A 15,639-nucleotide genomic window follows, 5' to 3' on the forward strand; every position below is an offset into this window, starting at 1 on the left:
GGTCGGATCGGTTCAGCCCATCAAAGACCTGGCCTCGATTTGCAAGCAGAAGGGTGTGATATTTCATACCGATGCTGTTCAGGCGGCGGGTAAAATCCCGATCGATCTCGCTTCCGAACCTATCGATTTGATGTCGACTTCAGGTCATAAAATATATGGCCCCAAAGGTGTGGGAATAATCTTTATCCGCAAGGGAGTCAAGATCTCCACCTGGCAGACTGGCGGTCATCATGAACGTTCTATGCGTGCCGGTACCGAAAACGTTCCCGCTATTGTCGGCTACGCCAAAGCGATGGAGTTGGCCCAGGCGGAAATGGCCGAGCGCGACCGCAGGATCAACACGCTGGCTGAGAGTTTTCGAAGCAGGGTAATGGCCGAGATAGCGGACGTGCGCTTCAACGGTCCCGAGGACAACAGGATCAAGTCGACCGTCAATCTCTGTTTCAAGGGTGCCGAGGGAGAGGCGATAATTCTCAATCTGGATATGAGGGGGATCGGTGTGACTTCAGGTTCTGCCTGCAGTTCCGGGTCTCTGGAACCATCGCATGTTCTCACGGCTATGGGAGTACCGCCCGAGGAAGCGCAGTCGGCAATCCGGTTTTCTTTTGGCAAGGATAACGATTTGGATGATCTCGACTATATCGTGGATGCGGTCAAGGAAGCGATCGAAAAACTACGCAAAATGTCGCCGTTTTATTCGTCCTGACAATTTACTTGCGGCGCTACTTCAGGATTGATGCGATTTAAACTCAAAGGGGATATAATTGGTTAAAAAGACTGTGGCGGTTGCCATGTCCGGCGGGGTCGATTCCACCCTGGCCGCACTGCTTCTGAAACAGCAGGGTTTTCATGTAATCGGTCTGACAATGAAACTCTGGGAGTATGACAGGGTGGGCGGAGAATTGCCCCGGGCTTCATCCTGTTGCAATATCGAGCTGGTCGAAAACGCGCGCGCCGTCTGTGCCCGCTATGATATACCTCATTATGTGCTGGATATGTCGAAGGATTTCGAAGAATCGGTAATCGCCGATTTCGTGACTGAATATCAGCAGGGACGCACTCCAAATCCCTGCGTGGTTTGCAACACCCGCATCAAGTGGGACCTGCTGTTGCGGAAAGCACAGTCGATGGGTGCCGATTACCTGGCTACCGGCCATTACGCACAGGTCGAGTTCAACTCGCGCAACAACCGCTGGATACTAAAAAAAGGACTGGATCAGAAACGCGATCAGTCCTATTTCTTGTGGGGGCTCAAACAGGATGCGCTGGCCAAAACACTTTTTCCTTTGGGCAAGCTTACAAAAAAACGGGTCCGTCAGCTCTCCCGCGAAAATGACCTGCGTACGGCGGAAACCCCGGAATCACGCGAGATATGTTTTGTGACCGACGACAACTACCGTCGCTTTCTTTCGGATTATGCCGGGATCGAATCCAATCCGGGCCCGGTCTACGATGAAGATGGAAAGCAAGTCGGCGAGCACAAGGGAGTGACTGCTTATACAGTTGGCCAGAGGCGCGGACTGAATATCGCTCTGGGTTACCCGGTCTATGTCAAAAAGATCGATCCTGAAAACAACGCTATTCATATCTGCAGGGGAGACAATATCAAGTCCGCCTCATTCATGGCGGGCTCTGTAAACTGGGTTTCAACTGCTCCTCCAGCCGGTGAAATTACCTGCAAAGTCAAGATCCGCTACACAACGCGCGAATTCGAGGCAACCCTCGCTCCGGGTGATAATGATAATCTTCAGGTCCGACTGGTCGAACCCGCCTCGGCCGTAACTCCCGGGCAGTCGGCGGTCTTTTACAGCCAGGATGTCGTCCTGGCCGGTGGTATCATCCACGAAGTCCACTGACAGTGATTATGACAGGCGCTGATTAATGTTGACATTTGCTGTTTAAATCCAATATTTTTCTCGACAGAACCAATCATCAGGGAGGATGAAATGCTCGCAGTCAACTACCTTGGACATTCCTGTTTTATGCTTTCGGACGGCAGTCATACTCTGATTATTGACCCATTTTTATCGGGTAATTCCCTGGCAGAGACAAGTCCGGCCGATGTCACCTGCGATTACATTTTGGTTTCTCACGGTCATGGTGATCACTGGGGCGACAGCGAGGAGATTGCCAAAAACAACGATGCCGTCGTGATTGGCCCCAATGAGATCGCTGTCTATGCTTCCCGGCGCGGGCTCAGGATGCACAAGATGCATATCGGCGGGGGACATGACTTTCCCTTCGGACGGATCAAACTGACCATCGCTCATCATGGCTTCTCCGATGGTGAATCCGGTTTCGATATCGGGGGCAGTCCCTGTGGATTTGTGATCGAGATCGACGGCAGGAAGATCTATCATGCCGGCGACACCGGCTTGTTTATGGATATGCAGTTGATCGGCGAGGAAGGTCTCGACCTGGCGTTCCTTCCAATTGGTGACAATTTCACGATGGGGATCGACGATGCGGTCCGGGCGGTCGATTTTCTCAAACCGAAGTTGACAGTGCCGATGCATTACAACACCTTCGAGCTGATCAAGGCCGACCCGCAGGAGTTCTGCTCAAAACTTAAAAATAAAGATTACGACTGCAGGGTGATGAATATCGGCGATCGGCTTGAACTTTGAACTTCATCGAATGTATACCGTTAAAGTGATATAAAACATTCAAACGGGGATATGCTGTGTCTAAGGGAAGAAAAGTTATAGTATGGATACTGGCCAGCTTGGTTGTGCTGGTACTGGTGGCATTCGCCGCTGTCAAGATATTCTTTCCGGCCGATAAGGTCAGCCGGATGATCGTTGAAAACCTGCAGGAATCACTTCAAAGACCGGTCTCAATCGAGAAAACTTCGGTCTCGATCTGGGGCGGAATCGGTTTGGTGGTCGAAAACCTCGAGGTCAAAAACCTTCCCGGTTTCAAACGGGAGAACTTTTTTCAACTGGACAAGCTGGATGTTAAAGTTAAATTCTGGCCCCTTTTGGGGGGAGATATCGAGTTCAGCCGGATCGGATTAAACGACCTCACCGCCAACCTGGAGAAGAACAGCGCCGGGGTTCTTAATTTCTCCGATCTCGGCGAACATGAACAAAAAGAAGTCACACCCGAAACCGGCGCATCATCGGTACCGTTTCTATTCGATCAACTATCGGTCGGGCAGGCTTCGATAAATTATTACGATGATTCCACGGGCACACAGTTATCTCTGCGCGGGATTGACCTGTCCAGCAAAATGACCCGCAATGCTTATGACAAAACCCTCAGCGCTCTTGGCGATTTGTCAGTCGACAGCCTGATTATCGAAGATACTTCCGGGGTGCTGGATTTTCCTCATCTTGACCTGACCGCGGATTTGCACCTGACCTTAAGCGAACAGGATGAACTGCTTTTAATCGACCGGATTCAAATCGAACTCTCGGACATGGAGGGGCTTTTAGATGGTCGAATCGAAAACCTGTTTTCTGCACCTGATGTCGAAGTGAACTTTCGCAGTAAACGATTCACGGTCGAAGATCTGTTGAGCCTTCTGCCGGAGAAAGTGCTGGCTTCGCTGGAAGGGATTGAAAGTACCGGAGAAATGTTTGCCTCGGCCAGCCTCAAGGGGATTCCCGGTAAAGCGGGAGCGCTCGATTTCGATGCCCGCCTGTCTGTCGACCGGATCAGTGTATCCATGCCGGATATCAGGGGTGACCTGGTGGTCGAAGCGGGAGAACTCAACATAAAGCAGAAAGCGGCCAACCTGTTGTTTAATAATTGCACTTTTGCGGGCGAGCCCATATCTATCAACGTCTTTGTAAAAAATATATTTGAACCGGTGATCAATGCGGACTTGTCGCTGACTGTCAACTTTAACTCGTTTGAAGATTATTCAGCCGAGATCAAAAAGCTCAGCGGGAGGGCTTACCTGACCTGCAATCTCTATTCAGATATTCAGAAATTAGAGACCACTCGTCTTGATGGTGGTCTGGTGGTGGAAGATTTCAGGCTCTACCATGATAAACTCACTCAGCCGGTGGAGGAGATCGAGCTGGATTGCGAATTCAAGCAAAAACATATTGAAATCAAATCCATGGAGGCTGAAATTGGTTCATCTTCATTTAAGCTCGATGGCCGCATGTCGGATATAGTACCGTACCTGGCCGATCCCCAAAATGCGACTGTTAAGCCGGATATAAACTTCAAGCTGAATTCTCCCTATCTCAACCTGGACGAGTTGATCACCCTGGTTAAAATCGACAGTACTCAATTCGAAAAAGAATCCCCCGCAGAGGACAGCCTGTCGGCGAAGATGATGACGGATATTACCGCTATGGGTGAACTCGATATCAAACGGGCTGTTTATGCACTGGTTGAAATCGATAATTTCAAGGGCTTTCTGGATTTTCGCGACAACGTTCTTCATCTCGAACAGGCCGAAGCGAAAGTCTACCAGGGGGACCTGAACGGGGAAGTGATAGTTGACTACGAAAACCCGGAGAACCCTCAGTTCATGCTCGACTTCAAAGCCGATCGCATGAATCTCAACAGTGCCATGACCCGGGTAACTCCTCTCGATGATGTCATCTTTGGTGAAGCTAACCTGTCGTCATCGTTCTCCGGTAAAATCGGCGATCCGGCCGAAGTTCTCAGGCAGTTGACCGCTAACGGAGAGATGCTGGTTTCCGATGGTGAGCTGAAGAATTTTCCGCTTTTGAAACAGATCACTGACAAACTCGGTTTTAAAGCTTATGAGAGCTCTGAGTTTCGCGATCTGCAGAGCCGTTTTAAAGTAGAGGACGGCAGGGTGAAGCTGGACGATCTGAAGTTTTCGATGGGGCAGTCCAACTGGACTTTCGATGGGTCCGTTGGATTTGACGGCAGTCTCGACTATGATGTGGCGATTGAACTGCCAAACAGCATGGTTTCTGGCTCCGGGCTGTTATCAGATCTGGACTCGTTTCTGGGAGGTGGCGATAAACGACTGACCATACCGATTCATCTCGGTGGAAACTATAACAGTCCCCAAATAAAAGTTGATCGTTCAAAGCTTCTGGAATCTGCCGATAAGAAGATAAAGGACAAAGGTAAGGACTTGCTGGATAACTTGTTGAAACAAGACTGATATCGGCCAATGAGAACCCTGATAGAAGATATAAAAGCGATTTACAGAAACGATCCGGCCGCGCGCAATATCGAGTTTCTATTTTACGCCGGTTTCTGGGCTATTACCCTGCACCGCATTACACATTTCGTCTGGAATCTGAAAATACCCCTGATTCCGAGGATAATTTCTCAGTTCACACGCTTTATGACCGGTGTCGAGGTTCATCCCGGAGCCACGATCGGCAAAGGCTTCTTTATCGATCACGGAATGGGGGTCGTGATTGGTGAAACCACGCAGATAGGCGACAACTGCGTGCTGTTTCACAATGTCACCCTGGGCGGAACCGGCAAGCATAAAAAGAAACGTCATCCAACTCTTGGGAACAATGTCTTCGTAGGCACGGGGGCGACAATTCTGGGGCCGGTCAATGTCGGCAATAATGTCAGGATCGGCGCCAATACCTTTATTATCATGCATGATGTCCCCGATAACGCGACCGTGGTCGGTTCACCCGGAAAGATCGTCATCCTCGGCGAAAAGCGGGTGGATATGCCCCTGTTGCGTACTTCCGAACCGAAGGAGTGATCGAAATCAGAACGAGTAAGTTCCTGTTTGCGTTTATTTCGTGCCTGCTCATGATACTGTTCTTGTCGAATTCATCCCGGGCCTGGCACTTCAATATTGAAGCTCCCACCGAGGACTTGAAAAGGCGGACCGAACTGGCATTAAACCAGTCTGAAGCAGAACTCCGCCGGCTTCTGGGGCGGTCATTCGAAGACACCCTGCGTGTATTTATCGCTGAGGATCGCTACGATTTCGACACCGCCGCGTTTGGGCATCTCCCGGACTGGGGCGTCGGGGTGGCGATACCATCACGAAATTATATCTCGGTTTTATCGCCGATCAAAGAGAACTTCCGTCTGCCGTTTGAGGAGGTTCTGCGCCATGAGCTGGCCCATATCGCCCTTCACAAAAGAGTCGACGGCAATCCCGTTCCCCGGTTCTTGAACGAGGGTTTCGCCATGATGTTTGCTCATCAGTGGAGCTTCAGTGATGACCTGACTCTGGCCAAGGCCAGTTTCACTGCCTCAACGATGACATTGAAGGAAATCGACTATGTCAACCTGCTCAATCCCTCGCAGGCGCAGATAGCTTATTCCCAGTCATACCAGGCGGTGAAATTCTTCATTGACACATTCGGAACGGAAGCCTTTCATAAGCTTCTGGACGGTTTTAAAAACGGTCTGGATTACGACCGGGCGTTCAGGTCCGTAATCGGGAGTGATTTCGCCTCTTTTGATAATCTGTTTGCAAAACATCTCAACAAGCATTATCATTGGATCATGATTTTTACTGATCCGTGGTTGCTCTGGATCGGACTTGCGCTGATTCTGATTCTCGGTTTTCTGCTGATTCGAAAACGGCGCAAGGATATCTATAAGAAGTGGGAAGAGGAGGAGAAGTACCAGAGCACCGATTTCGACTATGAAGAATCTTCTCCATGGGATTGAGTATCTTCTGGCGGAGCTTTTCGTGGCTCTGTTTTCCGCTCTCGATGACAGGCGTGCGCTCAAACTTGGAAAGCATCTCGGCACGCTCTTTTATCACCTGCTAAAATACCGCAAGACCGTTGCCCTCAAAAACATGAGGTTCTGTGAAATTGGTGACGATGATCAGGAGCGTATGCGGTACATCCGCAGGATGTTTGAATCGTTCGGCCAGACCGCGGCTGAGTTTGCGAGGCTGAATAGATATTCTAAGGCTGATTTAAATCAAAAAGCTGACGTAAGAAATCGTGAATACTTCGATGAAGCCTTTTCGCACGGACGCGGGGTCCTGTTTTTATCCGGTCATTTCGATAACTGGGAGCTTTTGATTCAGGCGATAGCTTCGTTCGGATATAAAATCGATATCGTGGTCAGACAGCAGCACAACCTCAAAGTCGATCGGTTGATGGCCCGGTTGCGCCGGTCTGAGAATATCGAGGTGATTACCGCTGAGGTCAGCCCTCGCTCGATTATACGATCCTTGAAGCGCAACCACGGGGTGGCGGTTCTGATGGATGTCTATGGTGGCAGGAATGCTGAAACGGCGAAGCTGTTCGGTCATGAGGTCCCGACCCTGACGGGAGCGCTCGAAATCGCCGTCAAAAGAAAAGTCCCGGTCTTCTGTGAATTCGGCCGTAGAATCAATTACAGCCGTCATGAGCTCATTATCAGGCCTCCTGTTATTGCAGGTCAGGATGACAAGGTGAAAACGGTCGAGGCACTGCTTGCATATTATCATGGTGAACTCGAAAAAGCTGTACGGCAGGCACCCTGGCTCTGGCTCTGGACTCATAAACGCTTCAAGGGACTGGTGGACTACTGATGGATTTACACCATGTTCGCAAAGTTGTAATCCGCTTCCCCAACTGGCTGGGTGACTGTATCATGGCATCTCCTCTGATCGGGGCTTTGCATGACAGCTTCCCGGAATGGAAGATCAGTTTAGCAATCCGACCCCAGTTCGTTTCACTGTTTGCGAACGATCCCCGTCTCGAAGAAGTGATCGCACTCGATGACAAGGGCGGACGTTTCCGGCTGTTTCGATACTTTCCGATTGCCGAACAGGTCTCAAAACGTGGTTTCGAACTGGCACTTATACTGCCGGAATCGTTTTCCTCGGCCTTTATCTTTTACCTGGCCGGACTGCCACTCACGCTCGGTTACCGGGGGGATCTGCGATCATTCATGTTGAGGCAGACGATTCCGCATCCTGAAAATGTGATTCATCGTACAAAAAAATATCTCAATTTTGTCAATGTACTGGGCGGAAAGCTTGACAAGCAGTATCATCCGAGGATATACTCCAGCGAGGATCATAAAAATCAGGCCGAGCGGCTAACTCGCGGAATAGAAGATTACGTGGTAATTAATCCCTTCAGCCGGGCGCCCTCGCGTCGCTGGGGAAAACAGAAGTACGCCGAGCTGGCTTCCCGCATCAAAGCTGAACTGGATTTGAACATTGTTTTCAGTGGTGCGCCGGATGAAGCTGGTGTGATCGATGAAGTCGGGCGAATGGCTGGTGTGGATTATCTCAATATCGCCGGGAAAAGTGACCTGATGACATCTTACGAGATCATGAAGAATGCTCGTGTTTATGTCGGCAATGATTCCGGTGGAGCCCACCTGGCAGCATCCTCAGGGACTTATACGCTTTCGATATCTGGTGCTGATGATCCCGATGAGACCCGGCCATTGGCAAAGCATGGCAAAGTTGTTCGTGGCGATTTGCCCTGTATGCCCTGCGTTAAGAATATTTGTCCGCGCAAAGATATTCCCAATGAGTGTATGCAGGTCGTGGATGTAGAGCAGGTGTTTTCGGCTGTCCGGGAGGCATCTGATGAGTAAGACAATAGCTGTGATCGGCACTATAAATCGCGACACGATCATCCATGTCGATGGAAAGAAGACCGAAAGCTACGGTGGTGCGCTCTATAACATCACGGCGCTGTCACAATTGCTCGAAGACAATGCCATCATTAAGCCCTGTATCAATCTCGGCCATGATGTTTACCCGCTTATTGCGGGCAACCTGGCGCGTATGGGCAATATCGATATCAGCACTCTCAACAAGGTCCGGCGAAAAAACAACCATTGCAAACTGCGTTACCATGACCTCGAAAAGAAATCGGAAGTCCTGTCCGGCGGTGTTCCCTCGATACGATTCAGCGATCTCAGAAAAGGCTTGGATGCCGATATAACCATGATAAACTTTGTCTCAGGACGAGATATCAGTTTGCGCTCGCTGGAAAAACTGCGCCTTGATTACAGGGGTAAGATTTATATCGATATCCACAGCCTGACATTGGGCAAGAAGCCCGATGGGAGCAGATTTTTAAGACGGCCCCGTAACTGGAAGCGCTACGCCGCCTGCGCTGATTTCTTGCAGATGAATTCGCTCGAATTTGAACTGCTTTCCAGCAATAGTGTCGAAAAGGATTCGGTCAAGGCATTTTATAAATTGTTTTCACCGTCAAGTCTGAAAGCGTTGCTGGTGACCCTGGGCGAACATGGGGCTTATTTCGTTTCACAGTTTGGACGAGGGGTGCGTTGCCAGCAGGTACTTCCGCCAAAAGTCGGAAAGGTGCTGGATACGACCGGTTGTGGCGATGTCTTCGGTGCCGGCTTTTGCTCGGCCTGGATTACCGGCGCAAGTGCTATGCGTTCGGCGGAAATCGCGGTCGCATCTGCCACCCTTAAGACTCGTGTCCGCGGGGTAGAAAACCTCAATCTGCCTCCGCTCAAATCGCCTGAGTGATATAAAATTATCTTGCCGTCATCGCCTGATTGCCTATATTCGCCTCTGTTATGAAAAAACTGTTATTGTCGCTTACTGTGCTGGTAATTGCCTCAATCGCTCCGAACCTTTCTGGAGCTGATTTTCCCGCACTCGAAAAGTATATCCAGACCGCGCTGGGGAGCAACCTCAAAATCAAGCAAGCCTATCAGAACATTCGTGAAAGTCATGCCGCCCGTCGGGAAGCCTACTTCAGGTTTTTCCCGACCCTCGATTTCGAATCTCGTTACAGCTATTCCGGCGGAGGCAGAAAGATCGTGATCGATCCCTCCGAATTTCTGAGCGGGAATCTTCCACCGGGAATCGAAGTGGGCGGTAAAAAAGAGATCAACTTCCTGCGGGAGACCGAGCATGATACCCGTTTCAGCCTTCAGCAACCTCTGTTTACAGGCGGGATGATTCGCAATTCGTACAATGCCTCCGAGATGAAATACCGTGCAACACAAAGCGAATACAAGCAGGTCAGGGAAGAGGTGATCGAGGAGATTTCGCGCGGGTATTTTAATTACCTGATGACACTCAGGCTGAAATCTGTTGCCCGTAGCAACCTTGAACTGGCTGAGCAGCACCTGCGTGTGGCCAAAAGCCTGTATCAGGCCGAAAAAGTCTCGCAGGCGGAGGTCTTTCGCGCCGAGGTGGCGGTTTCGAGTGCGCAACAAGCGCATGCGGAATCCCGCCAGCAGGTCGTGGTCTCACGTACGTATTTCAACAATATTCTCAACAGGCCACCAGGGGACTCGATCGAGGTCGATCAGCTCAAGTATGAAATCATCCGGATCAGCCTGCCAGTTGACGAGCTTGCCGATATCTCTGATTATCGAGAGTTAGCTGAAAAAAACCGAGCCGAGCTGGATGTCGTTCGCTATAACCGTTCCTCGCTCGAGTACCTGCGTAAAGTTCGTAAAGCCGAGTACTACCCACGGCTGTCGCTGGGGGCGGTTTATGGCTGGCAGGGCGAGAAGCTTCGATTCGATTTCCCTCACGATTACTGGACGGTATCTCTTCTATTGCAGTTCAATGTCTTTGACTGGGGTGCGCGGGGTGAACGGGTCAAGCAGGTCGAGGCACAAATCGATAATCTCAGCTACGTCTATGATGACCTCCGGCGAGGAATCGAACTGCAGGTGACCCGGGCCTACCAGAACTTGATGACCCTGGTGGAAAAATGGAATGCGGCTCGCCAGCAGTTGAAAAGCGCGCGCGAAAATCTGCGGATAACCGAGATCCAGTACAACCAGGGGTTGGCCTCGCAGATTACTTACCTGGATGCCCAGAACGAATTGACCAGGGCACAGAACAACCTCGTTATCGTCTACTACGAGTGCCTGTCTGCACGCGCCTCTCTCGACAGGGCCTGCGGCGTGGGCCATCGCAAATACTAAAAGCTACTTGAGCGACTGGAAACAGAATTGGCAGGTTACATAAAAAAAAGAATCGTCACAGATCCCGCTCCGCTTTTAAGGGTATCTCGTACTTTGATTGCATTGGTGGCGGTGTTCGCTACATCGATTTTTATTTCTGCAATCACTACCATATTTACTAATATTCACGTGGCGAGTATTTTAGTCTACCTGTTGGTTTACCTGTTACCATTTATTCTAATTGCACAGGATAAAAACTATCCCCTGCGGGATATCATCCGCTGGCAGAATTTTAACCGGGTCGACATACACTTGATTACCATATTCGGAACCGCATTTGTACTCGTGATCAGTAATCGACTGCTGGAAATATTCAATCGTTTCTCTCCGGCAGTAGAAGAAAACATCGAATGGCAGAGACAATTACTCGACACTGCCGGAGAATTCCCGCTCGGGTTGGTGATTCTAAGCGTGGTCATATTGCCGTCATTGTGCGAGGAATTTCTGTTCCGTGGAATTATCCAGCCTGCTTTGATTAAAAAGACCGGAAGCCTGCCAGGGATCGTGATTACGTCGTTTTTCTTTGCCGCCATCCATGTCAACCTGACGGCATTTATTCCCTTGTTTCTACTTGGCCTGTTTTTAGGCCTGCTGGCCTTTCGGGCAGGAACCTTCCTGTATTCGAGCGTAGCCCATATTCTGGTGAATGGCACCGCTTTACTGGCTTCTCGCCTGATGAATGCGGAAAATATTAAACCGGTACAAAACGAAAATACTGCGCTTGTAATGTTAATAATTTTAGGTATATTTACCCTGCTGATTGTACTATTATTTCGACTCACCCCAAAAAGAAGGGTGGGGGAGCCGGATATGTACCATATATGATGTTTTAAGTTGACTTTTTGACGATAACTATAATCAATGAGGGCTGTATATAATGTCACTTCAGGTTACCATGGATAACAATCGGAAATTCATAGAAGCGCTCAAATTTCTCTCCCAGACGTCGCGGATTCTCAATCAGCCACTTCAGCTGGGTGATTTGATTTCGATTATCCTGGAGGAATCGATTAAATTGTCCGAGGCCGACCTGGTCTGTCTGATCCTGCTGGACAAGAAAGACAATCCGGAGAATATTTACCTGATGACCGCCGGTTCCAAGCGCAAGCTCAAGTTTGAACAGGATGAAATAAGTCTCGACCATGCCGGTGATTACGATGCCGCGGTAGCCACTCCGATCGACAGGGATGACCGTTTCAATATCTTTTTCCGCAAACATATCGACCGGGATTACAAGTGCCGGCTGCGGATACCCATATTTTTCCGCAACCGCTGGTCCGGATATATCGATCATTACGCCGACGACTGCAGTAAGTTTGAAGTCCATAACCTGATCGATTTTCTGAAAGCGCTGACTGACAGTTTCGCCATCGCGCTCGATAATGCGGAACTTGCAGAGCTGGCCTTCAAGAAAACTCTCGAGAACAAGCTCCTGATCGAAACCTCGCTGATTCTGTCCAATAAGCTGGAGCAGGACGAGGTGTTAAACGCTATCGCCGATTCTCTCAAGCGCCTGGTCGATTACGACGGCCTGATTATATATCTGTTGCGGGAAGACCACAACCTGAAACCGATTTTCTGGCGTGGCTACGAGGACTCGGTCGGCGCGGATCACCTGCTCAACGGTTCAACCGAGGGACTGGTCGGATGGACTGCGCGTACGGGGCAGGGGGCTGTAGTTGACGATGTTTCCAAGGATGATCGTTATGTCCAGGCCCGCCAGAAAACCCGCTCGGAGATGGTTGTCCCGATCAAGCTCAAAGATCGTGTGATCGGGGTCTTCAATATCGAGTCCGATCAGCCGGGAACTTACCACGAGCATGACCTGGACCTGCTGATGACATTCGCGGCTAAATCGGCCATCGCCATAGAGCGTTCATCTTTGTATCGTGAACTGCTCCTGAAAAAACAACTAGACCAGGAAGTCGATATCGCCCGTTCTATCCAGAAGACTTTTCTCCCACGCACAGATCCTGAGATCAAGGGCTTCGACGTGTCAGGATTGAACCGTTCCTCCCGACAGGTGGGAGGGGATTATTACGATTTCATCGATATCGAGGAAGGGCAGACCGGAGTTGTGATCGCCGATGTCGCCGGCAAAGGAGTTCCCGCGGCGTTGATCATGGCTTCTTTCCGGGCATCTTTGATAGCCGAGATTCGCAACAATTACGCCATCCGGGCGATTATGAAGAAGGTCAACAAGCTGATGACCGAATCGCTCGACAAGGGCAATTTCGTGACCGCGGTCTATGGTGTGCTGGACAGCCGTAACAGGATTCTGACCTATTCCAACGCCGGGCACAACCCCCCGCTCTTGTTCCGTCAATCAGGCGAGGTGCAGGAATTGACCTACGGAGGCCTGGCTTTTGGGATCAAAGACGATGTCCGTTACAGCGAGCAACCGCTCCATCTCGATCCGGGCGACAGCCTGGTGTTGTTTACTGACGGAGTAACCGAGGCGCAAAACGACAGGGGCGAGGATTTCGACAACTCGCGGTTAATCGAAACATTCAGGAAAAACGAGCATAAATCTGCCCATGAGATAGTCGAGGCGATTACCAGCGAGGTCCTGAAATTCAAGGCTGAGGACTTCATTTTGGACGATTTGACGCTGATGGTGCTGAAATCGACCTGAGTATTATAAAAAAGATTTATGAGGAAGATATTAAATCTAAGTACAATAGCCATTTAGGACGACAATCTTGTTGACAATAAAATGAAAAAATCTACTTTTCATGCGTATAATGGTATATGAAAGAAATCAAATCAGGAGTTCGAGATGAAAGATAATCGAGTGAGCATACTTTTCGCATTTTTGGGCGTATTCACGTTTGGCATAATCCTGTCCGGATGTAGCAGTGATGACGAACCCCCGGTCTCATTTCCACCTCAGGATGAGTTGCGGGTGGCGTATATCTCTTCTGCAGAAGCTCCGGCGATAGATGGGCAGGCTTCCGAGGCTGTCTGGGGAACCGCCCAGCTCTCGCAGTTGATTGCTCTGGAGGGATCCGAGAATAATCCCAAGGGCAGAGTTGCCCTGCTCGAACTCAAGGCACTTTCTGATTCCACGAATTTCTATATGTATGCTCGTTGGCGTGACGAGGGCGGTGTCGATGACCGCTATCGCCAGTGGCAGTGGTCGTCCGCGGGCGGTCCCGATCCATGGCGTAAGGACCTGGCCCGTGAGGATGTGCTCACCGTGTTATTCGAAAATGAAACTGATACCAGCTCGGCTATGGGGTGTAACCGTTTCTGCCATGAGCTCGGTGTTGGAAGTTACGAATTTGTAAACAAGACCGGTTCGACTGTCGACGGCTGGTTCTGGCGCGCCACACAGACTAACCCGATCGGCTATGCTCTGGATTTGAATTTCCAGGATACGATCTTTGCCGACAGCGGAACCCTCGGGCTCGATCCGGAGAGTATGACCGGTTTTATCGTCAATGAAATCGAAAATGGCGGTCAGGCCGCGTGGTGGAAAGATTCAATTGAAATCGATACGGTTGTTTTTACAGTCGATCAGGATACTGTCACTGTAGTTGACACGCTGTACAGGGTCGATATAGGAAATTCATTGTTCGACAGCGATACCGTAGCATTTAGTCCCCAGCTGATCGTGGACAGTATCTATATCCCCGCGTTTGTGCTCTCGACCTCTGCCTCCGGTGATCGCTGGGATGTCCAGGCTAAGGCCGTTTACGATATCGCCAGCAAGTATTGGACTCTCGAGCTGAAGCGCGCCATGAATACCGGTAATGCCGAAGATGTCGTGTTCGCGCCCGGCTCCGAAATCAAGGCTCATTTTGGCGTCGGTGTCGACTTTATGCAATCCCATATCGGTTACGATCCAATCCTGATTAAATTCTAATAGATTATATGCCTGTAATACCGCTCCATCAGGGGCGGTATTTTTTTTGAGATTGTTTTGAAATTTCATCTCCCTGTTAGTATATTGTAAAAAATCAATCACCAGGAGGATACCATGGCCTTGAAAACAGTCGAGGAATACAAACAAAGTCTGCGCGAAATGCGTCCCAATATCCATAAATTCGGTAAGCTGATCGAGGATGTCACCACCGATCCGATGACCCGCTGGACGGTTGAAGGGCATTCGCAGATCTACGCCGCCCAGAATGATCCCGAGCTTAAGGAAATGGTTACGACCGAATCGCACCTGACCGGTGAGCCGGTCTCGCGCTATCTCTCAATCATCCGGTCGGCTGAGGAACAGATTGCCAACTCGAAGATGAAGCGTCTTCTGTTTCAGCTCTCTGGTACCTGTACCGGCGGGCGTTGTGCGGGATGGACTGCGCTCAATGCGATGTGGGCGACAACCTACGATATCGATAAAGAATATGGAACGGAGTATCACCAGCGTATGACCGAGTGGCTCAAGTCCGCGCAACAGCGCGATATAACTATCTCGGGTGCGCTGACCGATCCCAAGGGCGATCGTACCAAGAAGCCTTCGCAACAGGATGATCCCGACATGAACCTGCATATCGTCAAAAAACGTGATGACGGTATCGTTGTGCGGGGAGCAAAAGTTATGATCTGTGGAATAGCCGCGGCCAACGAGATTTTTGTTCTGCCGGGCTCCAATTATAAAGAGGAAGACGCTGACTGGGCGGTTTCGTTCGTGATCCCGCGTGATATCGAGGGGCTTACGATCGTGGAGGCTCGTCATCCCAACGATACCCGTGAAACAGAGGATCCGGATTCATTCGACAACCCGGTCAAACATGGCGGTATAACCCAGGCCTACCTGTTCTTCGAGGATGTTTTCGTTCCCAA

The 15,639-nt window shown here is 50.2% G+C and carries 14 protein-coding genes; all 14 read left to right on the plus strand.

Annotated elements, in window-relative coordinates; genetic code table 11:
• A partial coding sequence (locus tag GF404_13110) for an aminotransferase class V-fold PLP-dependent enzyme (protein ID MBD3383117.1) occupies window positions 1–706 on the plus strand: 706 nt, incomplete at its 5' end.
• A gap of 58 nt (window positions 707–764) precedes the next feature.
• Complete coding sequence (gene mnmA / locus GF404_13115; GenBank protein ID MBD3383118.1) at window positions 765–1,856, plus strand: tRNA 2-thiouridine(34) synthase MnmA; 1,092 nt, start codon at window positions 765–767, stop codon at window positions 1,854–1,856.
• Between the two features lie 90 nt (window positions 1,857–1,946).
• Window positions 1,947–2,627: a metal-dependent hydrolase gene (locus GF404_13120; GenBank protein MBD3383119.1), complete on the plus strand. Its 681-nt coding sequence runs from the start codon at window positions 1,947–1,949 to the stop codon at window positions 2,625–2,627.
• Window positions 2,628–2,683: 56 nt separating this feature from the next.
• A complete protein-coding gene (locus GF404_13125; protein ID MBD3383120.1) occupies window positions 2,684–5,101 on the plus strand; it encodes an AsmA family protein in 2,418 nt (805 codons plus the stop codon).
• A 9-nt stretch (window positions 5,102–5,110) separates the two neighbouring features.
• Window positions 5,111–5,668, plus strand: coding sequence for a serine O-acetyltransferase (gene cysE / locus GF404_13130; protein MBD3383121.1), 558 nt, complete (start codon window positions 5,111–5,113; stop codon window positions 5,666–5,668).
• Window positions 5,665–6,594 (plus strand): LPXTG cell wall anchor domain-containing protein, encoded by a 930-nt coding sequence (locus GF404_13135; GenBank protein ID MBD3383122.1) that lies wholly within the window; start codon window positions 5,665–5,667, stop codon window positions 6,592–6,594. The genes cysE and GF404_13135 overlap by 4 nt, the downstream gene beginning before the upstream one ends.
• Window positions 6,569–7,453, plus strand: a complete 885-nt coding sequence (locus GF404_13140; GenBank protein ID MBD3383123.1) for a hypothetical protein — start codon at window positions 6,569–6,571, stop codon at window positions 7,451–7,453. The genes GF404_13135 and GF404_13140 overlap by 26 nt, the downstream gene beginning before the upstream one ends.
• A complete protein-coding gene (waaF, locus tag GF404_13145; protein MBD3383124.1) occupies window positions 7,453–8,475 on the plus strand; it encodes a lipopolysaccharide heptosyltransferase II in 1,023 nt (340 codons plus the stop codon). The genes GF404_13140 and waaF overlap by 1 nt, the downstream gene beginning before the upstream one ends.
• Window positions 8,468–9,385 (plus strand): hypothetical protein, encoded by a 918-nt coding sequence (locus GF404_13150; protein ID MBD3383125.1) that lies wholly within the window; start codon window positions 8,468–8,470, stop codon window positions 9,383–9,385. The genes waaF and GF404_13150 overlap by 8 nt, the downstream gene beginning before the upstream one ends.
• A 50-nt stretch (window positions 9,386–9,435) precedes the next feature.
• Window positions 9,436–10,806: a hypothetical protein gene (locus tag GF404_13155; GenBank protein MBD3383126.1), complete on the plus strand. Its 1,371-nt coding sequence runs from the start codon at window positions 9,436–9,438 to the stop codon at window positions 10,804–10,806.
• Window positions 10,807–10,821: 15 nt separating this feature from the next.
• Window positions 10,822–11,670 (plus strand): CPBP family intramembrane metalloprotease, encoded by an 849-nt coding sequence (locus GF404_13160; protein MBD3383127.1) that lies wholly within the window; start codon window positions 10,822–10,824, stop codon window positions 11,668–11,670.
• 52 nt (window positions 11,671–11,722) lie between these two features.
• Complete coding sequence (locus GF404_13165) at window positions 11,723–13,480, plus strand: SpoIIE family protein phosphatase (protein ID MBD3383128.1); 1,758 nt, start codon at window positions 11,723–11,725, stop codon at window positions 13,478–13,480.
• Window positions 13,481–13,624: 144 nt separating this feature from the next.
• Complete coding sequence (locus tag GF404_13170; protein MBD3383129.1) at window positions 13,625–14,713, plus strand: hypothetical protein; 1,089 nt, start codon at window positions 13,625–13,627, stop codon at window positions 14,711–14,713.
• Window positions 14,714–14,827: 114 nt separating this feature from the next.
• Window positions 14,828–15,639, plus strand: an 812-nt coding sequence (locus GF404_13175; protein ID MBD3383130.1) for a 4-hydroxyphenylacetate 3-hydroxylase, incomplete at its 3' end; no start/stop codon positions are given.

Source organism: Candidatus Zixiibacteriota bacterium (genome assembly GCA_014728145.1).
In the GTDB taxonomy this organism is placed as follows: Bacteria; Zixibacteria; MSB-5A5; order JAABVY01; family JAABVY01; genus WJMC01.

Coding starts and splice junctions, on each gene's coding strand:
- GF404_13155 (MBD3383126.1), top strand. CDS start 9,436: ATGAAAAAACTGTTATTGTCGCTTACTGTGCTGGTAATTGCCTCAATC.
- GF404_13150 (MBD3383125.1), top strand. CDS start 8,468: ATGAGTAAGACAATAGCTGTGATCGGCACTATAAATCGCGACACGATC.
- GF404_13140 (MBD3383123.1), top strand. CDS start 6,569: ATGAAGAATCTTCTCCATGGGATTGAGTATCTTCTGGCGGAGCTTTTC.
- cysE (MBD3383121.1), top strand. CDS start 5,111: ATGAGAACCCTGATAGAAGATATAAAAGCGATTTACAGAAACGATCCG.
- GF404_13165 (MBD3383128.1), top strand. CDS start 11,723: ATGTCACTTCAGGTTACCATGGATAACAATCGGAAATTCATAGAAGCG.
- waaF (MBD3383124.1), top strand. CDS start 7,453: ATGGATTTACACCATGTTCGCAAAGTTGTAATCCGCTTCCCCAACTGG.
- GF404_13120 (MBD3383119.1), top strand. CDS start 1,947: ATGCTCGCAGTCAACTACCTTGGACATTCCTGTTTTATGCTTTCGGAC.
- GF404_13170 (MBD3383129.1), top strand. CDS start 13,625: ATGAAAGATAATCGAGTGAGCATACTTTTCGCATTTTTGGGCGTATTC.